We start from the raw sequence: 23808 nt of genomic DNA on the forward strand, positions 1-23808 counted from the left end.
GGCGGGGGCCTCGTTGGGTCCCGGATTGATCGATTGCGCTCATCCTGCCGCGGCGGCGCAGGGGTGCGCCGCCGCGCCGTCATCCTGCGATCAGACGATCACCGGCTCCACCTTGCCGTCGAAGATGCGGATCTTCTGGCCATCGAACTTGGTCAGCTCGAAAAAGGCGTCGTCCTCGTTGAAGCCCAGCGACATCTCCTGCAGCAGCCCGATGGCGATGGCCTCGCCGAAGGGCAGCGACTCGGTGTAGTCCGAGCGCCAGTGCACGCCCGCCGCGTTGCGGAAGAGGGCGATGTTGCCCGCCAGCTTGTTCAGCTCGCCGCCCACGTTCATCGCCGGCTCGCCGGCCGGCGCCACGTACGAGACCAGCGCCGTGCCGAGCGAGTTGGCCACCACCGGGTTCTCGATGGTCGTGCTCTCGTCGAAGAACGCCTTGAGGATGGTGGCGCAGGCGCCCGCGCCGGTCGCGTGGCCCGCCCCGTACGCCGGGTGCGTGGGCGCGCCCTCGGGGTACGCCTGCGGCAGCAGGTACGACTGCGGGAAGCGTTCGCCCAGGTTGCCGAAGTACGGCGCCAGCGCGCCGGTCAGCATGGAGTCCGTGATGCTGAAGTGCAGCGGGTAGTCGCCCCTGCCGGCGAGCAGGTTGTCCACGCGGCCCCCGTACTCCTCCGGGCGCAGGCGGCGGTGCACCCCCCACTTCTGCCACCAGGTCGCCCGCAGCGCCCGGCCCACCACCTCGCTGAGCACCTGCAGCAGGTGGATGGGTCCGAAGGTGGCGAAGCCGGCCTGCGTCCGCGAGTCGCCCGGCGTGCCCGGCGGGTTGTACGGGTTCCCCTGGTCGTTCTGGAACTCCTGGTCGATCTGCGGCCGGCCCGTAATCCCCGCCTGGAAGGTGAGCTGGTTCCCCGTGGGCTCCGACATCAGGATCCACGCGGCGTTGTAGAACGCGTCGATCACCTGGTCGAAGTGCACGAACGTGGCGCCGTCGCGCAGGTTGCGGATGAAGCGGCGCGTGGTGTCGAACACGTCGTCGCCGCGCTCGTCCACCCCGTTCTGCGCGGCCAGCCACTCCGCGTGGGTCTTGAGGTAGTCGGTGCCGGCGGCGGCGGGGATCAGCCGCTGGTCGATCACGCGCGCGCCGTAGGAGATGAAGCCCTCGTTGGCGTCGCGCCCCAGCCCGTCGGGCCTGCGCGGGTCGTTGTTCCCCTTGAGCAGGAACTGGCTCACGTACGGCCCGATCTGCTCGCCCGGGTACACGCCGCGGAACAGGTTCTTGCCCGTCACCGGCGTGGTGCCGCCGAACTGCGGGAACTCGTTGTTCAGCGAGCCGATGGCCGCCGTGATGTCGGCCGGGGGCGTGGTGGCGGTGTAGTCGGCGAAGTGGATGTCGCGCGCGACGGCCATCCAGTACAGCTCGCCCATCTCGTGCGCCGCGACGGCGCTGTCGAAGCGCGGCGCGGGGGGCAGCGTGTACGCCTGCGCATCGGGCCCCTCCAGGTCGAAGGCCAGGCCGGCCTGCGGGTTGGTGAACTTGAGGGCCGTGGACGAAGCCAGGATGATCTCGTCGAAGTCGGCCGGGTCGCGGCTTTCCAGCGCGCGCAGCATGGTGCCGTACGAGATGGGCTCCGGGTCGCCCACCGCATTGTGGCGCAGGCTCTTGGAGTAGCTGCCGATGAACGGCAGGTCCGGGTAGTTCACCTCGTCGTTGTTGTTGGCGTGCTCCTCGTGGTTGCGCTCCGCCGCCAGCTGCGCCGCCTGCACGCGGACGTCGCGCGCGGACAGCCGCCGCTCGTCCAGCCGCCGGGCGCGCCCGGTGTCCTGCACGTTGAAGTTGTCGAACACCACCACGCCCGGCGCCGGCACGGCCACCAGCGTGCCGCCGCCGAACAGCGCGTAGACGGCCGTCAGGGTGATGGGATGCGGAGAGCGGCTGGCGACCACGTGCCAAACCGTGCCGTCCGCGGACACCTCCCAGTACACCGTCCCGAACGCCTCGCGGATGCGCAGCCAGCGGTGCGCCACCGGGTCGTAGGGGATGCGGGCGAGCTTGGTGGTGGTGTTGGAGATGACGATGTCGGCGTTCAGGTTTCCTCCGGTCACCTGGAACTGCACGCGGTCGCCGCTCCCCAGCGTAGCCTGCAGGTACGCGCCGGCCCCGTAGATGCCGAAGGGCGCGCGGACCAGCTCGATGCGGAATTCCGAGTCGGTCAGGTCGTAGGTCGTGAGCGACCGGTAGTTGTAGAACGCCTGCGCCGTGTTTCCGATCGGGCGGATCTCCACCCGCTCGTTCACCTCGCTCAGCCGGTCGCCGGTGGAGCTGAGCCACCTTGCGGTGTCCTGCGCGTTGTCGTTGAAGTTGTCGACGAGGGTGTGTGCCTTTGCCATCGGTCGCTTTCCCGCCAGGGTGCATGGCGCCCCTCCGCGGATGTGCGGCGGGGCTCGCGGCCGGTCGCTCTGCCGGCGTGGCCTGGCTGGCCAGCTCTCGAACCGTCTCCATCGCGGGACACAAAAAGGCCCCCGTCCGGCGTTCTGCCGGCGGGGGCCTGGATGGTCCCGGATCTTTTCGTGTCTGTCGCCGCCGCATTGTCGCTCCACGTCTCGGCGGCGTGATCGAACGATATTCAGCTTCCCTCCGCCCGTCAACCCCCGCGTATCGGTGCCAAGTGTGCTTTCTGCAAAGGGTTACAGCCGACGCGACTGATTGGCACCCGTGCGGAAGCGGCCCGTTCCGGTGGGCTGATCGGTCAGGCCGCCACTCGATTTCGCCCTGCTGGAACCGTCCGAATCCGTCGCCTGTGTTGCCGACGCTCAGGAGGTTTGGCGGCGGACCACCAGAATTCCGACGGTAGATTCCTCAGTCGGCGCCAGGCTTCTGGGTGGGGTACGGTGCCGTGCGGCACCTCCTTCGGAATGACAGATCAAGGGGGCCGGACAGCATCACATGATCGCACTCCCGCACTCCCGCACTCCCGCACTCCCGCACTCCCGCACTCCCGCACTCCCGCACTTCACGTCCCTCCTCCCCCCGACCGCCACCGGCTCAGCCGGCGCCAGACCGCGCGCAGCTTGCGGAGCATGGTCTCGTTCTGCCGGTTCAGGCCGCGCAGCTCGTCCAGCGCCTGCCCCACCAGCCGCTGCTGCACGTTCAGCTGCTCCACCATGGCGCGGGCGCGGCAGTTCATCAGCGGCTGGCCGTCGGCCGGGTCGCTGCGGCCGCGCAGCTCGGCCAGCCAGCGCGTCTGCTCCTGGATTTCGGCCACGGTTTCGCCCATGCGCTGCAGCCGTTCCCGGTCCGCCGTCAGCATCTGGAACGCCTTCTCCAGCCGGCGCCGGTCCTCGTCCCGAAAGCCGCCGCCCGCGGGTGCGGCGGGGGCGGACGACTCGGCGGCGCGTGCGGTGAGCACCTTGTCCAGCACCCGCGAAAGCAGCTGCACCAGCCCGTAGGCCAGCAGCGCCAGCCCCACCGTCTCGATCGTGGCGTCGGGTCCGCCGGGGAGCACCTCCCCGCCCGGGACCGCGGCCTCGGTGGATTGATACAGGATGACCATCGTTCCTCCTTTTACGTGCCCGCACGTTGGGCGGGGATCTGCTCCGGCGGCGGCAGGCGCACGCCGGCGATTGTCGGGGTCTGGCATCCGCGCGGACACGCGGAACAGGCCCCCCGGACGCTGTGCCGGGGTGGCCGCTGGGTGTGGCCGGTGTCGATGGTTCCGCGGCGCGGGCGATTGCGGGCGCCCGTGCCCGGCGAAGGGCAGGCGGAGCCGGAGGGGTGCGGCGAACGAAAAAGGCCCCTCCGCCGGCGCTGTGCCGGGCGAGGGGCCTGTGCGGACCTCGTTCTCTCTTCCGTCTCCCTCCAGGCTAGCGGGAAACGGCTGTTCCGTCAACCCGGGGACTTCAGGACGCCTGCTGAAAGGCGCGGGCTACGAGGTCGAAGATGGCGCCGCAGCGGCGCCGCTGGCACTGGTAGGTGGCCAGGCGCGCGTCGGGGGCGTGCGCGGCCAGGGCCTGCACCACCCCGGGCGCCACGCGGACCGCGGGACGGGACCCGCAGCGGGGGCAGCTGGCCGACAGCCGCAGCAGCCGGCCGTTGGCGGGCTCCTCCGGCGGGGGCGGAACGGGTTGGCTTGTCATCACGGGTACCTCCTTATCTGGCGACGAAAAACGGCCCCGAACCGGCCGCTGTGCCGGTTGGAGGCCATCGTGGGCCGCTCGTTTGTCATGATCCTCCCGCGTCCCACGTTCGTGGGGCGGGGGTGCTTCCTCAGGACCGTATCCAGTCCGGTGCTGCCGTTCGCATAAAGTATAGCCAAACCTTTCACGAAACAAAAGGGGACATTTTGTCCCGATTCTCTTCGGTATAGATCTCTTTGTGCTTATCTTTAGGCGATTGACGCGCGGCGGCTGATCGGTTCGGGTGCAGGGGGTGATGCAACGAGCTACCCCGTCCCGAGGGCGGATGTTCATCTCCTGTGTTGGCGCTAGACGGATGTGGTGCGTCGGTCCCGCACGCGTCTGGCACCCATCCTGCCGACCGTCGGCGCGACACCAGCCCAACACGGAGACCGAGATGCTCATCCAGGAAGTGCTCACCGACGTGCCGGCGCCCGAAGTGATCCAGCGCGCCCGCGAGTTCTTTACGCTGCGGCTTACGCCCTACGGCGCGTTCGACGAGGATTCCAGCGACCACCACATCAAGCTGGCCACGGAGGCGGGCGACCTGACCATCGGCACGGGGACGCAGGACGGCAGGACGCTGGTGCGCGGCAGCACCAGCCGGCTGCACCACGAGCTCTCTCAGTTCCTGAGCACGCTCGCCCCGCCCGAGGAGGTGCGCCAGAACCATCCCGGCGCCGGCAGCTCCGGCGCGGGCTGAGCCCCATCCGCCGCCCCGCCCGAACCCGCGCGGGGCGGTGGTGTATCCGCCCTGCGCGGGTTGCCGTTATCTTCATCCACGGAAACGACGTGCGGGGCAGGCGGGGCGATCCCGAGGCCGATCCGCGCCCGCCCGCAGGGGATGCGGTGCGGTGTGGTCCCCAGGGATCGATGCGCGTCCGCCCGCGGGAGCGAATGAATTCGCCGCTGGAACGGCACGAAGTCCGCCTTCGCGGACTCGGCGGCACGGGGTGTACGGCGCTCCAGGCACCTGTGCGTCCGCAACGGGGGATGCGGCGGTTCCGCGGGATCGATGCACGTCCGCCTGCGGGAGCGAATGAATTCGCCGCTGGAAAATCGCAAAGTCCGCCTTCGCGGACTCGGCGGCACGGGGGTGTGCGGCGTTCCAGGCACCTGCGCGTCCGCAACGGGGTGAGATCCTCCGGATGTCGTAAAGATCTCCAGGAATCGGGCACTCACGCACTCACGCACTCACGCACTCACGCACTCACGCACTGCCTTGATCATCCGCTCCCTCTTCTTCGCCACGTACCGCGACCTTGCCGGCCACGACGAGCTGGCGGTGGAGCTGCCGTCCGGCGCCCGCGTGGCGGACCTGGTGGGCAGCCTGCGCGCGCGGGGCGGGGGATTCTCGCGCCTTCCCGAAAAGCCGGTGGTGGCGGTGAACATGGACTACGCGCCCCTGGCGACCCTGCTGGCGGACGGCGACGAGGTGGCGTTCATTCCCCCCGTGGCGGGCGGCTGACCGTGGACGGCAACCTGGCGCTCGTCACCACGGACCCCATCGACCCGGCGCGGATGCTGGGCGGCGCGCTGACCCCCGCGGACGGCGCGGCGCTGCTGTTCTGGGGCGTGGTGCGCCAGGAGAACGACGGGCGCGCGGTAAGCCAGCTGGAGTACAGCGCTTACGGGCCCATGGCGCAGCGCGAGATGCTGCGCATCGCCGACGAGGCGCGGGAGCGGTTCGGGACGGGGGCCATCCACGTGGTGCACCGGGTGGGGCGGCTGGAGATCGGCGAGGCGAGCGTGGCCATCGCGGTGGCTTCGCCGCACCGTGCCGAGGCGTACGAGGCGTCGCGCTACGTGATCGAGCAGCTGAAGCAGCGCGTGCCGGTGTGGAAGCGCGAGGGATACGTGGACGGGCAGACGGAGTGGGTCCCCGGATTCTCCCCCGTGGCGGAGGCGGCGCGATGACCACGCTGGTGCAGCTGGGCGGCATTCCCGTGGCGCCGGCGCGTCCGGTGCCGCAGGCGGGGCCCATGGCCGACGGGTTCGGGCGGCGCATCGAGTACCTGCGCATCTCCGTCACCGACAAGTGCAACCTGCGCTGCGTCTACTGCATGCCCGAAGAAGGGCTGCCCTGGCTGCGCCGCGACGAGATCCTGTCGTACGAGGAGATCGCGCAGGTCGTGCGGACGATGGCGGGCGTGGGGCTGCGCAAGGTGCGCATCACGGGCGGCGAGCCGCTGGTGCGCCGCGACCTGCCCGCGCTGGTGCGGATGATCCGCGCCGTGCCGCAGATCGAGGACGTGTCGCTTTCCACCAACGCGGTGCTGCTGGAGGAGCACGCGGACGAACTGCGCGCGGCGGGGGTGGACCGGGTGAACGTGTCGCTGGATTCGCTGCGGCCGGAGCGCATCGACGCCATCTCGCGGCGCACGGGCTCGGCGGAGGCGATCTTTCGCGGGCTGGCGGCGGCGGAGCGGGCGGGGTTCGCGCCCATCAAGGTGAACTGCGTGGTGATGCGCGGCCGCAACGACGACGAGGTGGCGGACTTCGCGGCCATCACCCGCGAGCGGCCCTGGCACGTGCGCTTCATCGAGGTGATGCCCACGGGCGACAACCTGGGCGTCAGCGCCGACGAGTTCGTCTCCGCGGACGAGATCCTCGAGAACGTCGGGCGGATCGGCGACCTGCAGGCGGTGCGCGGGCCGGCGGGGAACGGGCCGGCGCGCTACTTCGCCTTTCCCGGCGCGGCGGGGACGGTGGGCGTCATCACCCCCATGAGCCACAACTACTGCGAGCGCTGCAACCGCATGCGCCTTACGGCGGACGGCCAGCTGCGCCCCTGCCTGTTCGGCCACGTCCAGACCAACCTGCGCGACCCGCTGCGCCGCGGCGAGCCGCTGGAGCCGCTCATCCGCCACACGCTGACCATCAAGCCCGAGCGCCACTGGCTGGTGCAGGGCACCGACACCGGCTCCGGCGGACTGCGCGCGCTGTCGCAGGTGGGCGGCTAGGGCAAGGCGCCGTTGGGTTGCGCCGATGCGAATGGGGGTCCGGTTCCGATCGGCATCGTGCGGATCCGCCCGCGGAGCGAATGAATTCGCCGCGGGAAGTTCGCAAAGTCCGCCTGCGCGGACTCGGCGGTCCGGCCGTGTGCGGCGTCTCATGCACCTGCGCGTCCGCAACCGGAGGATCATCCAGTCATTGCGGCAATCGAAGCGGCCCCGCCGGAAATCCGGCGGGGCCGCTTGCTATCCGGCACGGAATGCGGCGCTCAGCACATCCCGCCGCCGGAGCAGCGCTCCTCGGTGCAGCACATGCGCGCGTCGGTGTTGGGATACAGACAGTAGCAGGTGAACTCGCCGTACGTTTCCGTGGGCTCGCAGCTGTGGTACACGGCCGTGGGATACACGCAGCCGTCGCGCACGGCCGATGCGTGGCCCACCACCGTGCCCTGCTTCTCCGGCTCCTGGCTGGCCGAGAACGACTCCACCTGCAGCTTCTCGAGGTTCAGCTTTACCTTCCGCATCGTTCGATCTCCTGGTGTGGGTTGAGGGACGCGGGCCGTTCATCCGCGCGACGGAATTCTAGGCGATAAACGTGAGGTTGCAAGAGGGGCGTGGGGCGCTGCTTTACGCTTCGTCCAGCAGGGCCGCGCCCTGTCGCAGGTGGGGGACAGGACGGTCCACAGGCAGGTCCTGGACCGATCGTAAAGCGGCGGCAGGCCCGGAGGCCTGACGCCGCTCTCTCTGTCGTTCCGCCACCCGGTGGGGGCGAGGTCAGCAGGCCGCTACGGCCGAGCAGCCTTCGCTGTCGCAGCAGACGCGCCAGTCCGTCCTGGGGTAGGCGCACCAGCAGGTCTGCTCGCCGTAGGTTTCCGTTTCACCACAACTGGTCGTCGGAAACACGCAGCTGGAGCCATTGGTGCACGGGCGCGCTGGGTCGCAGGCGCCGTGACCGACAACGGTTCCACGGTTAGCCGCGTTATCGGCGGTGTTGAAGGACTCCACGCGCAACGCGTTGACGTCCAGCCTCAGCTTGTTGTGCGACATCGGATACTCCTCGTTCGGGATCGGCGGGCGGTCGATGCGCACCAGTTCGCACACGCGAGCTCCAGTGGCAGGCGGACAATGTTAATCCGACCTTTTTCTTCGTGCAATAATCATCGTTGATTGGGGCGCTCGTCGGCATGTGTCCCGGGACCATCCATTACATCTGTGGGATCCCCATCGACCTGCCTGCCTGCGGGTGCATGGCGTGGCGCTTGCCCGAAGCGGGTTTTCGTGCTGACGCCACAACCCCCGATTCTCCGGAACATGATGCCGATTACGCGCCGGCTCGCTCGCGCCGTGCTCCTGCTTTCGCTTTGCGCGGGGTGTGCGGCGCCGCTGCCGGCCGGCGACACGGCGCCGATGGAATCCGCGGCTGCCATCGACATCCCGCCCGTGGCGCGGATCGACTCCGTTTTCGCGGCGTTCAGCGCGCCGGGGGCGCCGGGGTGCGTGCTGACGGTAATGCGGGCGGGGGACGTAGTGCTCTCTCGCGCGTACGGGGTGGTGAACCGGGAGACGGGAGAGGCGCTTTCCCCGACGACAGTCATCGACGGCGGGTCGCTGACCAAGCAGTTCACGGCGTACGCCATCGCCATGCTGGCGGCGGAGGGGCGGCTCTCGCTGGACGACGACATCCGCAAGCACGTCCCCGAGCTGCCGCGGTATCCGCACACCGTGACCCTGCGCCACCTGCTGAACCACGCCAGCGGGCTGCGCGAGTACACGGAGCTTCCGTCGCTGGCGGCCAACGGCCAATCGCCCGAGGCGCTGCTGCTGCGCGCGGGCGGGCTCAGCTTCAGGCCGGGGAATCGATACGAATACTCCAACAGCGGCTTTCACCTGCTGGGATGGGTGGTGGAGCGCGTGTCGGGGCAGCCGCTCGCGGCGTTCCTGCACGATCGCATCTTTCAGCCGCTGGGGATGGAGAACACGCGGCTGCCGGCCGACAGCGCGCAGGCGGCGGAGATGGCGCACGCCTACGTTCGCGCCGACACCGGCTGGGCGCACCAGATGCCGCCCGCGGAGCCCGGGTCCGGCGACTTCGGACTGCGAACCACGCCCGCGGACCTGGCGAAGTGGGACCGCCACTTCTACGCGCCGACGATCGGCGGGGCGGCGGTGCAGGCGGTTTTGCGCGATTCGCCGCGGATGAACGGCGGTTCAGTATCCACCTATTCGTTCGGATTGCACCGCGAGCCGTACCGCGGCGTGCGGCGGGACTGGCACGGCGGGCAGTCGTACGGGTTCCGCGCGCAGTGGTGGCGGTTTCCGGAGCAGCGCATCTCGTTCCTCACCACGTGCAACGTGCGCAACGCGGAGCCGGGCGGGCTTACGGAGCGCGTGGCGGACCTGTTCCTGGCGCCCGCCTTTGCGGCCGCCGGGCACGCGGTGCAGCCCGAGGCGCGGATCGACTCGGCGGCGGCGGCGCGGTACTTCGGATTCTACGTGAGTCTTGGCGGGAAGCAGCCGCGCTTCGTGCAGTGGCGCGACGGGCGGTTCGCGGTGCGCCACGTGGCCACGTGGTACGAGCTGGTGCCGGTGGCGCCGGACCGCTTTCGCCTGCGCGGCCAGCCGGCCGAGATCGTGTTCCGGATGCGGCCGGACGGCGGGATGCGGCTGGAGGAGTACGCGCACGGCGTGGCCGCGGCGCTGGTCTTCGAGACCCCGGACCCCGCCGAGCCAAAGCCGGCGCTGGCGGATTTCGCGGGAACGTATCGCAGCGCGGAGCTGGGGACGGAGTGGCGGCTGTCGGCGGGGGAGAGCACGCTGACGGCCGCGCTGCCGCGGGACACGACGGAGCTGCGCCACGCGGGCGGCGACGCGTTCTCGGACGGCTACGTGCTGGTGGTGTTCCGGAGGGATGCGGCCGGGCGCGTCACGGGATTCGACGCGTCGACGCCGCGGACGTTCAACGTCGCGTTCGCGCGCCAGCCGTAGCCGCGGGATCCTGAAAACTTATCCCCATCATCATACCAGATCCGGAAAACAACACCTTTGGGGTACAGAGGAACAGAGTCAAACAGAGAAAGCGAGTGGAAGCATGATCTCGTTTCCTCTGTCTGACTCTGTTCCTCTGTACGATTATTCTTTTTCAGGATCCTGTATCACACGGAGGGCACGAGGGATACGGAGTTCTTATCCTCCGTGTGAGCCCTTCTCTGTGTCTCTGCCCGTCAGCCGGTCACACGGCGGATGCGGCGGGCGCGAGGGCGGCGCGGGCGTCGGCGGTGATCTGGTACGAGCGCAGGCGGGCGGCGTGGTCGTAGATCTGCGACGTGATCATCAGCTCGTCGGCGCCGGTGCGGGCGATGAACGACTCCAGGCCCGCGCGCACCGTCTCGGGCGAGCCGGCGGCGGTGCACGAGAGCACCTCGTCCAGCATGGCGCGCTCGAAGGGCTGCAGCTGGCTCTCGAAATCGTCCACGGGGGGCTGCAGCGGGGTGGGGCGGCCCTTGCGCAGGTTCACGAACGCCTGCTGCATGGAGGTCATCAGCCGCCGCGCCTCGTCGTCCGTATCCGCCGCGAAGACGTTGAAGCCCAGCATGACGTACGGCCGGTCCAGCTGCTCCGACGGCTCGAAGCGCTCGCGGTACACCTCGATGGCCTGCATCATCATCCCCGGCGCGAAGTGCGAGGCAAAGGCGTACGGCAGCCCCAGCGCGGCGGCCAGGTGTGCGCCGAACAGGCTGGAGCCCAGGATCCAGATGGGCACGTGGGCCCCCGCGCCGGGGACGGCCCGCACCAGCTGGCCGGGCTCCGGCTCGCGGAAGTACCCCATCAGCTCCTGCACCTCCTGCGGAAAGGTGTCCATGGGGCCGGTGGGAATGGTGCGGCGCAGGGCGCGGGCGGTGACCTGGTCGCTGCCGGGCGCGCGCCCCAGCCCCAGGTCGATGCGGCCGGGGAACAGCGCCTCCAGCGTGCCGAACTGCTCGGCCACCATCAGCGGGGCGTGGTTGGGAAGCATGATGCCGCCCGCCCCTACGCGGATGGTGCGGGTCCCCGCCGCCACGTGGCCGATGAGGACGGAGGTGGCGGCGCTGGCCACGCCGGGCATGTTGTGGTGCTCGGCCAGCCAGAAGCGGTGGTAGCCCCAGCGCTCGGCGTGCTGGGCAAGGTCCAGCGAGTTGCGCAGCGCCTGCCCGGCGCTGCCGCCCTCCACGATGGGGGCCAGGTCCAGCACGGAGAACGGAATCGGTTCCGGCATCTGCGTCATCCAGACGAAAAGTAAAAATCCGAACCGCACCGCGAGGCCAGCTTCGCGTGCGGTTCTCCATCGCGATGGGCGCCGCGCCGATTGCAGCACAACGCCTGCCGCCCGATCATACACTGATGTCGCCGGTCGGGTCGCGCCCGCCCTCCACCCAACCCAACGCAGCCGAACCATACCGATGGACGACCGTCATCAACCGATCCACGTAGCGCTTCTGGAACCGGAGATCCCGGGGAACGCGGGGGGCGTGGCGCGCCTGTGCGGGGCCACGGGTTCGCCGCTGCACCTGATCGGGCGCCTGGGATTCTCGTTCGCGCATCCCAAGGCCAAGCGCGCGGTGATGGACTACTGGCAGGAGGTGGACATGCGGCGCCACGTGGCGTGGGAAGACTTCGAGGCGGCCGCCGCGGCGCAGCGGGTGTGGATGCTGACCACCAAGGCGCAGCAGACGATCTGGGACGCGGAGTTCGCGCCCGGCGACGTGCTGCTGTTTGGCCCGGAGTCTCGCGGGCTGCCGGAGCCGCTGCTGGCGTCCGCGCCCGAGCGGTGCCTGCGCATTCCCATGGCGAAGACCGCGCGCTCGCTGAACCTCTCCACCGCCGTCGGCATCTCGCTGTACGAGGCGCTGCGGCAGACGGGGCTGCTCACGTCCAGCTGACCCCGAACCGCAAACGATGGCCTCAGGGGGTGTCGCCAAACCTCACCCGATCCTGGGGGCACAGTGTCATCCTGAGGGAGCGCACGTCCGTAACCATAATGACCACAGGAGCTTGCGCGCGACCGAAGGATCTTTGCCGGGTCGCGCGAGGCCCACCCACCGGGAGCCGTTCAAGTCCCCTGGTCAGGCAGACGAGGTCCTTCGGTCGGCACCAACTCTTTGCGTGAAAGCAGTCTGCGGAGCGGCGCCTCCCTCAGAGGGTGTTGCCAAACCTCCCGGCGTGATTGACTTCCTGAGGGAGGCGCCGCCCCGCAACTCACTTGTACACTTCACCTTCGCGCCGACCGAAGGACCTCGCCAGCAGAACGACGGGGCTGGTCCCGTGCCCTGATCTGAGCCATGCGCCACCGAGACGAGGTCCTTCGGTCGCGCGCTATCTGTAGTGTGACTTCTGGCTGAACGTGATGCGCTCCCTCAGGAAGTCACCGCTTCGTCATGGATTTGAGGTTTAGAGCGGTTTGCGATCTGGTTTGCAGTCGATAGGCCGCGTCGATCTCGCGAATTTCCACGGTTTGCGCCCGGCAGGCGACTACAGACTGCCCTGCAAACCGCTCTAGCAACACCCTCTCAGGAAGTCAACGCTGTGGACGGTTCAGCAACACCCTCTCGCGCAGAGGCGCGGAGACGCGGAGAGAGCGAAAGAGGTTCTCTCTGCGCCTCCGCGTTTACGTGAGGCTACTGGATGGAATCGGGCGGCGCGGAATCCGGCTGGACGGAGTCGGTCCGCGGGGAGCCGGGACGGGGAGAGCAGCCGAGGGAGTCGGGCGCGGCGGTGCCCTGGCCGGCGTGCCAGCTGATGCACGCGGGAAGGCTGTCGGGCGGAAGCAGGATGCGCTCGCCCTGCTCCCAGCGGAACGCCAGCCGCTGGCCCACGCGGTACCGGCTCCACTGCTCGAGCGGGATCTCGATCTCGTCTTCGTACGTCCCGTCCGGTCGCCGGAGAGTGACGAAGTACTGTTCGGAGCGCGAGCGCAGCCGCCGGTCGGGGCCGAACGCCACCCCGGGCCATCCGGGTGGCGTGGTGTCGCCCTCCGCGCGGTAGATGCGGGGCGTCCACACGGGCATGTTCCAGGTGTACCACGTGCCGTGGACGGGAACGGTGCGGTAGACGGGCTCCTGGGTGGTGATGGTGTCCAGCCACCGCTCGGTGCGGTATCGCGGCTCCTGGTACGTTTCCGTCCGCGTGCGGGTCTCGTACGTGGGCTCGGTGCACTCCACGTCTTCGAAGTAGCCGTTGCCCAGGTCGCGCGACCCGCAGGTGTAGGTGCGCGTGCCGGTCCGCACCCGCTCGCTCACCTCACGCGTGCGCGTGTCGTACCCGTCGGCCACGCGGTCCGTCACCCACCGGGTGGAGGTGGTGGTGACGTAGCGCTCCACCACGCGCTCCTGGCCGCGGCCGCGGCGCTCGCTGGACAGCACCAGCGCGCCGTCGGGGAGCGCCCAGCCCGCGCCGGGCACCAGCCGCCGCTCTTCCACCGCCACGTCCCGCCGCCACCGCATCGCCTCTACCACGGCCGGCTGCACCGCGGGGGGCGCCTCGTACACCGGGAGGGGTCCGTCGTCGTACGCGGGCGCGGGCTCGTGGTTGGCGATCCCGATGAAGCCCAGCAGCACCAGGACGCCGGTGAAGGCGACGCCCGCCAGGATCCCCGCCCGGCCCGGACGTGCGTTGGTAGAATCGTCGGCGTCCACGGCGGGGTCGTCCGCATCCACGGCGGCGGCGGCCATCCGCGCGGGCTCGGCGCCGGGCTCGGGGCGCGGGGGAACGCTGCCGCGCGCCTTGCCGCACGCGGTGCAGGCCCAGACGTCCGGCGCGTTGGTGGTGGGGCAGTGGTTGCAGATCCAGCTGGGGCGGAACCCGCCCGCGGCCGTGGGCGAGGCCGCGGCAGGCGCATCGCCGGAGCGCGGAATCTGGCCCAGGGAATACGTAGCGACGGACTGCGTGGGGCTGGTGCCCCGCGGCGCGCCGCACCCGCCGCACGTGTCCTGCGCGGCGCGGGTGCTGGCGGCGCAGTGCTCGCAGATCCAGTCCGCGCCCGCCTTTGCCTCCGCAATCTGCGCTGCGTCGGCGATCGCCGGCTCGCCGTCCGCGAGGTAGAAGCGGACGCCGGCCGGGCGCGGCTTGCCGCATCCGGGGCAATCGACGTGGCGGCCGTAGATGGCCGTGGAGCCGCAGCTGGGGCAGTCCCAGCGGCCTTCGCGAATGGCCATGGCGGATCGTGCGGGGGAGGGACGAGCAAGGGATGGATGATGCCCGGTGCGGATCTGATCCGGTGATCGCCGGGTTGCGGACGCACAGGTGCCTGGGACGCCGCATGGAGCCGGGCCGCCGAGTCCGCGCAGGCGGACTTTGCGATTTTCCCGCGGCGAATTCATTCGCTCCAAGCGGGCGGGCGGCACGTTACCGGATGAGAATCGCGACAAGCATCATCCGTCATCGGAGCGGCGGAAACAGAAAGTGCGGTTGAAGTAGCAGATCAGCAAGAACCCGTGTGCCGCCGCGCGCACACCATGCTGTCGTGATGAAAGTGTGTTCAGGTTTCAGAGTTCTTGACGCAAGCGCCTGATTCCCTGAGAGGGTGTTGCTAAATCTCACATCCATAACGAAGCGGTGACTTCCTGAGGGAGCGCATCACGTTTACCCAGAAGTCACACTACAGATTGCGCGCGACCGAAGGACCTCGTCTCGGTGGCGCAGGGGCCAGATCAGGGCACGGGACCCGCCCCGTCGTTCTGCTGGCGGGGTCCTTCAGTCGGCGCCAGGCTTCTTCGTAGCAGCGGGTCAGGCGCGGCGCCTCCCTCAGGAAGTCAAAGCGGGCAAGCTGATTCTTGAACGCTCTGACAGGAAGTCAGGCGGCAGGCTCGTTCTTCAACACTCCGCGCTACTTCGACGCCGGCTCCGGTGGCGGGGGCGAGCAGCCCAGGGAGTCGGCGGGCGGCTTCTTGCGGTCGCGGTGCCAGCGGCGGCACGCGGCCAAGCTGTCGGCGGGGAGGATCCGGACCTGCGCGCCATCGTCCCCGGTGCGCAGAGCCACGCGCTCGCCGGGGCGCCAGCCGCTCCACTGCAGCATCCCCAGGTCCAGCGTGCGCCGCGCGCCGCCGGGCTCGCGCAGGACCAGGGTGTAGCGCTCCGTCTTTGGTCCCAGGCGCCGGTTGCGGCGAATGGTGGTGTCGGGCCACACCGGCCGCGTGGTGTCGCCCTCCGCGCGCAGGGTGTCGACGACGCTCCACTGGGGCACGCGCCAGCTGTAGTACGTCTGGTAGACGGGCTTGGGGCGGGTGATGGGCACGTCCTCCGTCACCGTCTCGTAGGTGGTGACGTCGCGGTAGCGCGGCACTTCGTAGCTTTCGGTGTGGGTGCGCGTCTCGTAGACGTCCTCCTCGCACTCGATGTCCTCGAAGTACCCGTTGCCCAGGTCGCGCTGCCCGCACACGTACTCGCGCGTCCCCGTGTGCACCCGCTCCTTCACCTCGCGGGTGCGCGTCTCCGTGCCGTCCCGCACGCGCTCCGTGCGCGGCACCTCGCGCGTGACGCTGCGGTAGCCGATCACCTCCTCGTCGTTGTGGTGCACCCGGCGGCGCTGGCGGACCACCTGCGCGCTGTCGGGGAGCTCCCATCCCTCGCCATCCACCACGCGCCGCTGCTCCACGAGCACCGTCCGCTCCCACTGCCGGCTCTCCACGACCGCCGGCTTCAGCTCCTCGCCGCCCACGGGCGGATCCGCCAGGCTGGCGATGGCTGACATCACCACCGGCAGGACCAGGAACAGGAGTCCGCATCCCAGGCACCCTCCGCCCCGCTTCTTTTTGCCCGGCTCCCCGGGCCCACCCGCGTCCGCCAGCGTCCGCGCGCCCGTGCCCGAGGCGGACGCGCCGCCGGAGCGCGGGACGTCGTCGTTGTCGTAGTCGATGACGCGCTGCGACGGGCTGGTGCCGCGCGCCGCGCCGCATCCGCCGCAGTCGTCTTCCGTGGCGCGGCTGCTGGCGCCGCAGTGCTCGCACACCCAGTCCGCGCCGGCCCGGGCCTCGCGCAGCCGGGCGGCGTCGGTGACCACGGGGGCGTCGTCGCTCAGGTAGAAGCGGATGCCGGCCGGGCGCGGCTTTCCGCACCCCATGCACTCCACGTGGCGTCCGTAGATGCCCGTGGAGCCGCAGCTGGGGCAGTCCCAGCGGCCTTCGCGAATGGCCATTCAGGATGTAGCGGGGGAGGGAGTGTGGCGGGATGCGGATGCGCGACCAGCGCAAACAAAAGGTGAAGCAATCGGTCGCGATCAGCAAGCCTGGACCCATCATGTCAGGTCCGGGAAACAACACCTCGATGGGTACAGAGGAACAGAGTCAGACAGAGGGGACCAGGATGATTTCAGCTCGCTTCCTCTGTCTGACTCTGTTCCTCTGTACGATCATTCTTTTTCAGGATCTGGAATCATCATCCCGGCCCCGGGATGAGGATGATTCATGTCAGTCCTCGATGAACCACACGTTGCGGATGAGCCCGTCGCGCACTTCGTAGATGATCACGCTCACGTGCGGGTCGTCCGCGGGAAGGCCCACGATGTACTCCTCGTCGATCACGAAGCGGCCCTTGACCATGCGGCTGCGCACCGTCGCGTGCAGCCGCGACGCGTCCGGATCCGAGAACAGCTCCGTGTAGTGCGCGCGGATCCGTGCGGCGCCGGCGAACGTCGTGTCGGCGGGATGCGCCCAGTGGATGGCGTCGGGCGCGTAGCCGGCCATGAACGCGTCCACGTCGCGCCGGTTGAAGGCGTCCACCTGCGCCTGCACCACCCGCTCCGCCTCGGACGGGGCGGACGGGGAAGGCCCGCGCTCCACGGACACGCTGCAGGCGGCCAGGAGCAGGAGGACGAAGGCGGGGACGATGCGCATCGGTCGGCGGTCTCCGTTCACTGGGGGAGGCGTTCGGCGGGGAGCGGCGAGCAGCCAAGCTCCGTTGGGGGAGGACGGCGGGCGCGGCCCTGGTGCCAGCGGCGGCACGCCTTGAGGCTGTCGCGCGGGAACACGGTGTACGACTCCCGCGCGTACCGCCGTCCGAGCGCGACGCGCTCGCCCGGGTGGAAGAGTCGCAGCGAATCCGCGTCCAGGAGGTACACCTGTCGCATCTCGCCCCGGATGTCGCGGACCCGCGCGTAGTGCCGGTGATGCCGCCAGGTCGGGCGCTCGCCGGGCGCAAGGGTGAGCACCGGCCACACGGGGAGGGTGTTGACCCCGGCGGTGTCGGCGTACCGCACGACGGCCCACCGGCGGGCGCGGTAGCGGTACCACGTGGCGTACACCGGGACCTTGCGGTACACGGGGACGCGCGTGGTGTCGTACTCCGTGTAGACCGGCGTCTCGTAGCGGGTGCGCGTGCAGTACCGGTCCTCGAAGTAGCCGTTCCCCATGTCGCGGCTTCCGCAGACGTACTGCTCGGTCCCCGCGCTGTACGGCTCGCCGCTGCGGGTACGGGTGCGCACGCGCGGCTCGTACCGCTCCACGACGCTGTCCTGGCGCTGCACCCGCTGCTCCGTCGCGATCAGCTCCGCGCTGTCGGGGAGCGCCCATCCGCCGTCCTCGTACGGCACCAGCGCCTCCACCGGGATCTGGCGCACCCACGACGTCTCGACGATCTCGCCGGGCACCATGCGCTCCGGCTCCCACCGGGCGATCAGCACCCCCGCGAAGACGAGCGCCGGCAGGCCCACCAGCAGCGCGAGGAACGTCCAGAGCCAGCCCGGCACGCGGGCGCGGGTGGCCGTCAGCCTCGCCGTGTCGAAGCGGACTGGCCCGCTGCTGGCCGGCGGGTCCGCGGCGGGACGGGGAGCGCCGGCGGACTGGGGGGAATCGCCGGTGGAAGCCCCGCTCGCGCCGCCGAAGCCGGCAAGTGGCGCCGCGGGCGGCGGATCGGCGACGGGGGGTGCCGCCGCGCGCGGCTCCTCGCGCGGCCTGCGATCCCAATCGTCGTAGACGGGCTGAACGAGGCTGTCGCGGGAGCGGTGGGCGCCGCAGCGGCTGCACTCCGCGTGAAGGGCGCGGTTGCTGGACGCGCACAGGCGGCAGATCCAGTCCGGCCCGGCGTTGGCCTGGCGCAGCTCCTCCGGGTCCGTGACCGCCGGCTCGTTGGAAGGGAGGTAGAAGCGCACGCCGTACGGCCGCGACGTGCCGCAGCCGCCGCAGGTGAGCGAACCACCCCGGTTGCCCTTGTGCCCGCAGCCGGGACAGTCCCAGCGCCCTTCGCGAATGGCCATTGTCGGCGGGGATGAATGGAAGAGAAACAACCGGCGGAACCAGCGGGGAAGGGAAGGTGCGCACCGGATGCGGGATGGGCAAGGATGCCGATCATCCCGCCGCCACCGTCCGCTCCCGCCGTTTTCGCGGCCCGTTCTACCGCCGGAGTGGCGGGGATGATCCACGCGGGCAAGGCGAATGGTGCCGGTTGCGATTCTAATCCGGCAACGTGCCGTCCGCCCGCTGAGCGAATGAATTCGCCGCTGGAAAATCGCAAAGTCCGCCTTCGCGGACTCGGCGGCCCCGGGAGAGTGCCGGCGGACGCGCGTGGTTGCCCAGGAGAGTGTCCGCCGGCGCGCGTGTCTGCTCACGCCGAGCCCCCCGGCCGCATCGCACGGAAACCGGCGATCCGCGCCCGGATTTCCGCGATCCGATCCGCCGCTCCTCCACGTATTTACGATGGGGCTCCGCCATCCCGTTGCGGTGTAATGACGATCACGGAACGCGTGTCACACCGCGCCACGTCCCCCGTCTTTGCTGTAGAGGCCTGAAATGCCGGGGAAACCGGGAGAAACAGAAGGCGCGGGAGGGCCGGAACGCCCTCGCTCCGCGGGCGGAGGCCACGGGCGGGAAAACGAGGCGGAACCAGCGGTTCTCACGTGCGTAGCAGCCGCGAGAAATCCTCGCGATGCTACGTTGACACCGCGAGACGCCGCCGGTATGTTGCCGCCACCGTCGGCCCCCAGAATGCAGTGGCAGCAACGGCGTGCACGGCGGCCCGAGAACTCTCGCACACGGCCTGGGATATGATCGACAAGATTACGGTGGTTGGGGCGGGCAACGTGGGCGCCACGGCCGCCCAGCGCGTCGCCGAAAAGGAGCTGGCGCGCACGGTGGTGCTCATCGACATCGCCGAGGGCATTCCCCAGGGCAAGGGGCTGGACCAGTGGGAGTCGGCGCCCGTCGAGGGCTTCGACACCCGCCTGGTGGGCAGCAACGGCTACGAAGAGTCGGCCGGCAGCGGCATCTACATCGTCACGGCCGGCATTGCCCGCAAGCCGGGGATGAGCCGCGACGACCTGCTGAACACCAACGCCGGCATCGTGCGCCAGGTGTGCGAGAACATCGCCCGCGTGTCGCCCGACGCCATCATCATCATGGTCAGCAACCCGCTGGACGTGATGTGCTGGGTGGCCATGGACGCATCCGGCTTCCCCCGCGAGCGCGTCATCGGGATGGCGGGCGTGCTCGACACGGCGCGCTACCGCTCGTTCCTGGCCGAGGCCATCGACGTGTCGGTCGAGGACATCCAGGCCATGGTGCTGGGCGGCCACGGCGACACCATGGTGCCCCTGATCAGCTACACCACCGTCAGCGGCATCCCCGTCACGCAGCTCATCGACCGCGAGCGGCTGGACGCCATCGTGGACCGCGCCCGCAACGGCGGCGCCGAGATCGTGAAGTACCTCAAGACCGGCAGCGCCTACTACGCCCCCTCGTCGGGCGCGGTGCAGATGGCCGAGGCGATCGTCAAGGACAAGAAGCGCATCCTCCCCTGCGCCGCGTGGCTGCAGGGCGAGTACGGGATGAGCGGGCTGTTCCTGGGCGTGCCCTGCAAGCTGGGCCGCACCGGGCTGGAAAAGGTGATCGAGGTCACGCTGACGGACGACGAGCGGGCCGCGCTGGAAAAGAGCGCCGAGGCCGTCCGCGAGCCCATGCGGGTTCTGGGCGCGAAGGTCTGATTCGCGCGACCGGCGCCGCGCCGCGAGCCCGAGGGGCACGCGGCGCGGCGCTTGTTGTACGGACGGGCAGGGAATAGGGAACAGGGAATAGGGAATAGCCTGCAACGGCACCGCGAGGACCGCGCTGCCCCACCTGGTTCCTAACACCGAGGAGTACCGCTGATATGGCTTCCGAATTCCGGGCCCGGTCGCTGGGCCACGCGCTGCGCTACAAGGGCAATGCGGGGATGTGGACCTGGATGCTGCACCGCGTGACGGGGCTGGGCATCCTGGCGTTCCTCATCATCCACGTGGCCGACACCGCCATCGTGGTCTACAACCCCGAGTTCTACGACCACACCCTCGAAATCTACCGCAGCCCGCTGTTCCGGGTGGCGGAGCTGGCCATCTTCTTCGCGGTCATCTTCCACGCCCTCAACGGGCTGCGCATCATCATCCAGGACTTCTGGCCGCTGGCCATGGCGCACCAGCGCCGGCTGGCGTGGGCGGCCGCGGGGATCACCGCCGTGGCCATCCTTCCCATCGCCTGGCTGATGCTGGCCCCGCTCTTCGGGCTTCGTCCGGAGCCGGGCGTGGAGCGTCACGAGCGCCGCATGCGCGAGCGCGGGCAGGCGGTGGAGATGAGCGCGGCCGCCCCGGCGAACGCGCCCGTGGCGCCCGTCAGCATGGAGGGCGCGCGATGAGCACCGTCGTCGACGAGACCCCCAGCGGACGCGGGGCGGCGCGAAGCGGGGGCGGCTACCAGCGGCCCACCGCGTACGAGCGGCCCGACGCGGTAATGCAGAAGAAGGGCAAGTTCGAGCTGTACAGCTGGGTGTTCATGCGGGTGAGCGGACTGCTGCTCATCTTCATGACCCTGTACCACCTTACGTGGTGGAACCTGCTGGTGGGCGTGGAGCACCTGAGCGCCGACCTGGTGCTGGAGCGCTGGAGCAACCCGCTGTGGCGCCTGTACAACATCGCGCTGGCGACGTTCGCCATGCTGCACGGGCTGAACGGCGCCCGCTACAGCATCGAGGACTACATCCGCAAGCCGGGCGCTCGCAAGGCGGTCAAGGCCGTCGTCTACGGCATCGTCCTGCTGGCGCTGGCCTGGGGCATCTTTGCCCTGCTGACCTACGACTTCGCCGCCGCATCGCGCCGATGATCCATACGCACACGTACGACGCGCTGGTGGTGGGCGGCGGCGGGGCGGGGCTGATGAGCGCCATCTACCTCTCCCGCACGCCCGGCCTGCGCACGGCGGTCATCTCCAAGCTGTATCCCACGCGCTCGCACACCGGCGCGGCCCAGGGCGGCGTCTGCGCGGCGCTGGCGAACCTCGAGGAAGACCACCCGGAGTGGCACGCGTTCGACACCGTAAAGGGGTCGGACTACCTGGGCGACCAGGACGCCATCGAGGTGATGTGCGAAGAGGCGGTGCCGGTGATCATCGAGCTGGAGCACATGGGGCTTCCGTTCAGCCGCACGGTCGACGGCAAGATCGCCCAGCGCCCCTTCGGCGGTCACACGCACCACTTCGGGCAGGGGCCGGTGCGCCGCAGCTGCTACGCGGCGGACCGCACGGGGCACATGATCCTGCAGACGCTCTACCAGAACTGCATCAAGCAGGGGGTGGAGTTCTTCGACGAGTACCAGGTGGTGGACCTGATCATCAGCGACGACGGGCGCTGCTGCGGGTGCGTGGCCTGGGAGGTTTCCACCGGCGACCTGCACGTCTTTCACGCCAAGGCGGTGGAGTTCGCCACCGGCGGCTTTGGGCGCGTGTGGTCCATTACGTCGAACGCGCACGCCAACACGGGGGACGGCGTGGCCATCGCCTACCGGCGCGGCTTGGCGCTGGAGGACATGGAGTTCTACCAGTTCCACCCCACGGGCATCTACCGCCTGGGGATCCTGATCACCGAGGGCGTGCGCGGCGAAGGCGGCATCCTGCGCAACGACCTGGGCGAGCGCTTCATGGAGCGCTACGCGCCGACGATGAAGGACCTGGCGTCGCGCGACGTGGTCTCGCGCGCGATTTCGAAAGAGATCCGGGAAGGGCGGGGGATCAACGGCAAGAAGATGGTCTACCTGGACGCCACCCACCTGGGCGCCGAGGTGATCGAGGGGAAGCTGCCCGACATCGCGGACTTCTGCCGGACGTACCTGGGGATCGACCCGGTCAAGGAGCCGATGCCGATTCAGCCCACGGCGCACTACGCCATGGGCGGGATTCCGACCGACATCAACTGCCGCGTGCTGCGCGACGGTACGGCGGTGCTGCCGGGCTTCTACGCCGCGGGCGAGGTGGCGTGCGTCAGCGTGCACGGCGCCAACCGCCTGGGCACCAACTCGCTGCTGGACCTGGTGGTGTTCGGGCGCCGCGCGGGGATCGCCATGGCGGAGTTCTGCCAGACGGCGGAGCTGCCGCCGCTGCCCGCGAACCCGACGGCGTTCGCGGAGGAGCAGTTCTCGAAGCTGCTCAGCGTGCAGAAGGGCGAGCCGGCGGCCAAGCTGCGCGAGGAGATGCAGGACGTGATGCAGGACGACGTGGGCATCTACCGCACCGGCGAGGGGATGGCGGCGGCGCTGGAACGCATCCGCGGCCTGCAGGAGCGCTACAAGGGCGTGGTGGTGGGCGACAAGGGCACCCGCTTCAACACGGACGTGCTGGAGGCGTGGGAGCTGGGCAACCTGCTGGACCTGGCCGAGGTGACCACGGTGGCCGCGCTCAACCGGCAGGAAAGCCGCGGCGCCCACATGCGCGAGGACTACGAGAAGCGCAACGACGCCGAGTGGATGAAGCACACGCTCACCACCCGCGCGGCCGAGGGCGCGCCGATCGAGATCACCTACAAGCCCGTGACGCTGACCAAGTTCGAGCCCAAGGAGAGGGTGTACTGATGGCGGCTCCTGCTTCCCGTCCGGCGGCCGGCGGCTCCGCGGCCGCGCGCGCGGCGAACGTGCTTGGCCACAAGCCGGTCACGCTGCGCATCTTTCGCTACAACCCGGACACCGACGCAAAGCCGGAGTACCGCGAGTACACGGTGAACGCGGACCCCACGGACCGCGTGCTCGACGCGCTGATGACGGTGAAGGGGTACCAGGACGGCACCCTCACCTTTCGCCGCAGCTGCGCCCACGGCATCTGCGGGTCTGATGCGATGCGCATCAACGGGGTGAACCGGCTGGCCTGCAAGGTCCTCATCAAGGACGTGGGCGAAAAGGTCACCATCGAGCCGCTGATGGGGTTCCGGGTGATCAAGGACATGGTGGTGGACATGGAGGGCTTTTTTGCCCAGTACCGCTCTGTGCTCCCCTTTCTGGTCACCGACGCGCAGGTCCCCGCCGACGGCCGCGAGCGCCGGCAGAGCGTGGACGACCGCGAGCGCTTCGACGATACGACGAAGTGCATCCTGTGCGCGGCGTGCACCACCAGCTGCCCCAGCTTCTGGGCGGACGAGAACTTCGTGGGCCCCGCGGCCATCGTGAACGCGCACCGCTTCATCTTCGACAGCCGCGACGAGGCGAGCGACGAGCGGCTGGAGATTCTGAACGACCGCGAAGGAGTGTGGCGCTGCCGCACGATCTTCAACTGCACCGAGGCCTGCCCCCGCGAGATCCGCATCACCAAAGCCATTGGCGAGGTGAAGAAGGCGATCCTCAAAGGCTCCGCCCGCGCCGAACCCATCCGCCACCCGGCGACCTCCGCGGCCTGACGGACGGCTGGCGGCTGATCCCAACACGGAACCGGCCCCG

Annotated in this window: 21 protein-coding genes; 11 read left to right on the plus strand and 10 right to left on the minus strand. The window is 69.7% G+C overall.

The window, feature by feature from the left end:
- Positions 1–90: 90 nt before the first annotated feature.
- From VGC13_RS17955 to VGC13_RS17965, 3 genes are all read right to left on the minus strand, one after another.
- The gene (locus VGC13_RS17955; protein WP_331126661.1) at positions 91–2385 is read right to left on the minus strand and encodes a hypothetical protein; all 2295 of its coding nucleotides are present in this window, start codon (positions 2383–2385) and stop codon (positions 91–93) included.
- Positions 2386–3008: 623 nt separating this feature from the next.
- The gene (locus VGC13_RS17960) at positions 3009–3548 is read right to left on the minus strand and encodes a hypothetical protein (RefSeq protein ID WP_331126662.1); all 540 of its coding nucleotides are present in this window, start codon (positions 3546–3548) and stop codon (positions 3009–3011) included.
- Positions 3549–3894: 346 nt separating this feature from the next.
- Positions 3895–4134: a hypothetical protein gene (locus VGC13_RS17965; RefSeq protein ID WP_331126663.1), complete on the minus strand. Its 240-nt coding sequence runs from the start codon at positions 4132–4134 to the stop codon at positions 3895–3897.
- 433 nt (positions 4135–4567) lie between these two features.
- Between VGC13_RS17965 and VGC13_RS17970 the strand changes: the two genes are divergently transcribed.
- The 4 genes from VGC13_RS17970 to moaA all read left to right on the plus strand — a co-directional run bounded on the left by VGC13_RS17970 (position 4568) and on the right by moaA (position 7133).
- On the plus strand, positions 4568–4873 hold the full coding sequence (locus tag VGC13_RS17970) for a hypothetical protein (protein ID WP_331126664.1): 306 nt from the start codon (positions 4568–4570) through the stop codon (positions 4871–4873).
- Between the two features lie 519 nt (positions 4874–5392).
- Positions 5393–5638, plus strand: a complete 246-nt coding sequence (locus VGC13_RS17975) for a MoaD/ThiS family protein (RefSeq protein WP_331126665.1) — start codon at positions 5393–5395, stop codon at positions 5636–5638.
- A 2-nt stretch (positions 5639–5640) separates the two neighbouring features.
- Positions 5641–6087 carry a molybdenum cofactor biosynthesis protein MoaE gene (locus VGC13_RS17980; protein ID WP_331126666.1) on the plus strand — a complete coding sequence of 149 codons (447 nt, stop codon included), beginning with the start codon at positions 5641–5643 and terminating at the stop codon, positions 6085–6087.
- A complete protein-coding gene (gene moaA, locus VGC13_RS17985) occupies positions 6084–7133 on the plus strand; it encodes a GTP 3',8-cyclase MoaA (RefSeq protein ID WP_331126667.1) in 1050 nt (349 codons plus the stop codon). Before VGC13_RS17980 ends, moaA begins: the two co-directional genes overlap by 4 nt.
- Positions 7134–7393: 260 nt before the next feature.
- On the opposite strand, the gene VGC13_RS17990 is transcribed toward moaA, so the two are convergent.
- Together VGC13_RS17990 and VGC13_RS17995 are read right to left on the minus strand one after the other, a co-directional pair.
- Entirely contained in the window at positions 7394–7648 is a 255-nt protein-coding gene (locus VGC13_RS17990; protein ID WP_331126668.1) for a hypothetical protein, read from the minus strand.
- A 250-nt stretch (positions 7649–7898) separates the two neighbouring features.
- Complete coding sequence (locus tag VGC13_RS17995; protein WP_331126669.1) at positions 7899–8225, minus strand: hypothetical protein; 327 nt, start codon at positions 8223–8225, stop codon at positions 7899–7901.
- A 213-nt stretch (positions 8226–8438) separates the two neighbouring features.
- Between VGC13_RS17995 and VGC13_RS18000 the strand changes: the two genes are divergently transcribed.
- Positions 8439–10109, plus strand: a complete 1671-nt coding sequence (locus VGC13_RS18000) for a serine hydrolase (RefSeq protein WP_331126670.1) — start codon at positions 8439–8441, stop codon at positions 10107–10109.
- A gap of 244 nt (positions 10110–10353) precedes the next feature.
- Here the strand turns inward: VGC13_RS18000 and VGC13_RS18005 are convergent, their stop codons facing one another.
- The gene (locus tag VGC13_RS18005; RefSeq protein WP_331126671.1) at positions 10354–11376 is read right to left on the minus strand and encodes an LLM class flavin-dependent oxidoreductase; all 1023 of its coding nucleotides are present in this window, start codon (positions 11374–11376) and stop codon (positions 10354–10356) included.
- A gap of 184 nt (positions 11377–11560) precedes the next feature.
- Here VGC13_RS18005 and VGC13_RS18010 point away from each other — a divergent pair, with 184 nt between their 5' ends.
- Positions 11561–12040: a tRNA (cytidine(34)-2'-O)-methyltransferase gene (locus VGC13_RS18010; RefSeq protein WP_331126672.1), complete on the plus strand. Its 480-nt coding sequence runs from the start codon at positions 11561–11563 to the stop codon at positions 12038–12040.
- Between the two features lie 735 nt (positions 12041–12775).
- On the opposite strand, the gene VGC13_RS18015 is transcribed toward VGC13_RS18010, so the two are convergent.
- The 4 genes from VGC13_RS18015 to VGC13_RS18030 all read right to left on the minus strand — a co-directional run bounded on the left by VGC13_RS18015 (position 12776) and on the right by VGC13_RS18030 (position 18345).
- Complete coding sequence (locus VGC13_RS18015; RefSeq protein WP_331126673.1) at positions 12776–14311, minus strand: hypothetical protein; 1536 nt, start codon at positions 14309–14311, stop codon at positions 12776–12778.
- A 671-nt stretch (positions 14312–14982) separates the two neighbouring features.
- Positions 14983–16290, minus strand: coding sequence for a hypothetical protein (locus VGC13_RS18020; protein WP_331126674.1), 1308 nt, complete (start codon positions 16288–16290; stop codon positions 14983–14985).
- Between the two features lie 271 nt (positions 16291–16561).
- Entirely contained in the window at positions 16562–16987 is a 426-nt protein-coding gene (locus tag VGC13_RS18025; RefSeq protein WP_331126675.1) for a nuclear transport factor 2 family protein, read from the minus strand.
- A gap of 17 nt (positions 16988–17004) precedes the next feature.
- The gene (locus VGC13_RS18030; RefSeq protein WP_331126676.1) at positions 17005–18345 is read right to left on the minus strand and encodes a zinc finger protein; all 1341 of its coding nucleotides are present in this window, start codon (positions 18343–18345) and stop codon (positions 17005–17007) included.
- Between the two features lie 786 nt (positions 18346–19131).
- Here VGC13_RS18030 and mdh point away from each other — a divergent pair.
- The 5 genes from mdh to VGC13_RS18055 all read left to right on the plus strand — a co-directional run bounded on the left by mdh (position 19132) and on the right by VGC13_RS18055 (position 23768).
- Positions 19132–20067 (plus strand): malate dehydrogenase, encoded by a 936-nt coding sequence (gene mdh / locus VGC13_RS18035; RefSeq protein ID WP_331126677.1) that lies wholly within the window; start codon positions 19132–19134, stop codon positions 20065–20067.
- A gap of 164 nt (positions 20068–20231) precedes the next feature.
- Positions 20232–20750, plus strand: coding sequence for a succinate dehydrogenase, cytochrome b556 subunit (gene sdhC / locus VGC13_RS18040; protein WP_331126678.1), 519 nt, complete (start codon positions 20232–20234; stop codon positions 20748–20750).
- Positions 20747–21214, plus strand: coding sequence for a hypothetical protein (locus tag VGC13_RS18045; protein WP_331126679.1), 468 nt, complete (start codon positions 20747–20749; stop codon positions 21212–21214). The genes sdhC and VGC13_RS18045 overlap by 4 nt, the downstream gene beginning before the upstream one ends.
- Positions 21211–22953: a succinate dehydrogenase flavoprotein subunit gene (gene sdhA / locus VGC13_RS18050; protein ID WP_331126680.1), complete on the plus strand. Its 1743-nt coding sequence runs from the start codon at positions 21211–21213 to the stop codon at positions 22951–22953. Before VGC13_RS18045 ends, sdhA begins: the two co-directional genes overlap by 4 nt.
- Positions 22953–23768, plus strand: coding sequence for a succinate dehydrogenase iron-sulfur subunit (locus VGC13_RS18055; protein WP_331126681.1), 816 nt, complete (start codon positions 22953–22955; stop codon positions 23766–23768). Before sdhA ends, VGC13_RS18055 begins: the two co-directional genes overlap by 1 nt.
- Positions 23769–23808 lie beyond the last annotated feature (40 nt).

It is taken from the genome of Longimicrobium sp., assembly GCF_036399255.1.
Lineage (GTDB): Bacteria > Gemmatimonadota > Gemmatimonadetes > Longimicrobiales > Longimicrobiaceae > Longimicrobium.

Excerpts from the sequence above, each read along its gene's own strand:
- VGC13_RS18045 (WP_331126679.1), top strand. The coding sequence starts at position 20,747 with ATGAGCACCGTCGTCGACGAGACCCCCAGCGGACGCGGGGCGGCGCGA.
- VGC13_RS17955 (WP_331126661.1), bottom strand. The coding sequence starts at position 2,385 with ATGGCAAAGGCACACACCCTCGTCGACAACTTCAACGACAACGCGCAG.
- VGC13_RS18005 (WP_331126671.1), bottom strand. The coding sequence starts at position 11,376 with ATGCCGGAACCGATTCCGTTCTCCGTGCTGGACCTGGCCCCCATCGTG.
- VGC13_RS17960 (WP_331126662.1), bottom strand. The coding sequence starts at position 3,548 with ATGGTCATCCTGTATCAATCCACCGAGGCCGCGGTCCCGGGCGGGGAG.
- sdhA (WP_331126680.1), top strand. The coding sequence starts at position 21,211 with ATGATCCATACGCACACGTACGACGCGCTGGTGGTGGGCGGCGGCGGG.
- VGC13_RS18000 (WP_331126670.1), top strand. The coding sequence starts at position 8,439 with ATGCCGATTACGCGCCGGCTCGCTCGCGCCGTGCTCCTGCTTTCGCTT.
- VGC13_RS18010 (WP_331126672.1), top strand. The coding sequence starts at position 11,561 with ATGGACGACCGTCATCAACCGATCCACGTAGCGCTTCTGGAACCGGAG.
- VGC13_RS18025 (WP_331126675.1), bottom strand. The coding sequence starts at position 16,987 with ATGCGCATCGTCCCCGCCTTCGTCCTCCTGCTCCTGGCCGCCTGCAGC.
- VGC13_RS17970 (WP_331126664.1), top strand. The coding sequence starts at position 4,568 with ATGCTCATCCAGGAAGTGCTCACCGACGTGCCGGCGCCCGAAGTGATC.
- mdh (WP_331126677.1), top strand. The coding sequence starts at position 19,132 with ATGATCGACAAGATTACGGTGGTTGGGGCGGGCAACGTGGGCGCCACG.
- VGC13_RS18015 (WP_331126673.1), bottom strand. The coding sequence starts at position 14,311 with ATGGCCATTCGCGAAGGCCGCTGGGACTGCCCCAGCTGCGGCTCCACG.
- VGC13_RS17990 (WP_331126668.1), bottom strand. The coding sequence starts at position 7,648 with ATGCGGAAGGTAAAGCTGAACCTCGAGAAGCTGCAGGTGGAGTCGTTC.
- VGC13_RS18055 (WP_331126681.1), top strand. The coding sequence starts at position 22,953 with ATGGCGGCTCCTGCTTCCCGTCCGGCGGCCGGCGGCTCCGCGGCCGCG.
- VGC13_RS18030 (WP_331126676.1), bottom strand. The coding sequence starts at position 18,345 with ATGGCCATTCGCGAAGGGCGCTGGGACTGTCCCGGCTGCGGGCACAAG.
- sdhC (WP_331126678.1), top strand. The coding sequence starts at position 20,232 with ATGGCTTCCGAATTCCGGGCCCGGTCGCTGGGCCACGCGCTGCGCTAC.
- VGC13_RS18020 (WP_331126674.1), bottom strand. The coding sequence starts at position 16,290 with ATGGCCATTCGCGAAGGCCGCTGGGACTGCCCCAGCTGCGGCTCCACG.
- moaA (WP_331126667.1), top strand. The coding sequence starts at position 6,084 with ATGACCACGCTGGTGCAGCTGGGCGGCATTCCCGTGGCGCCGGCGCGT.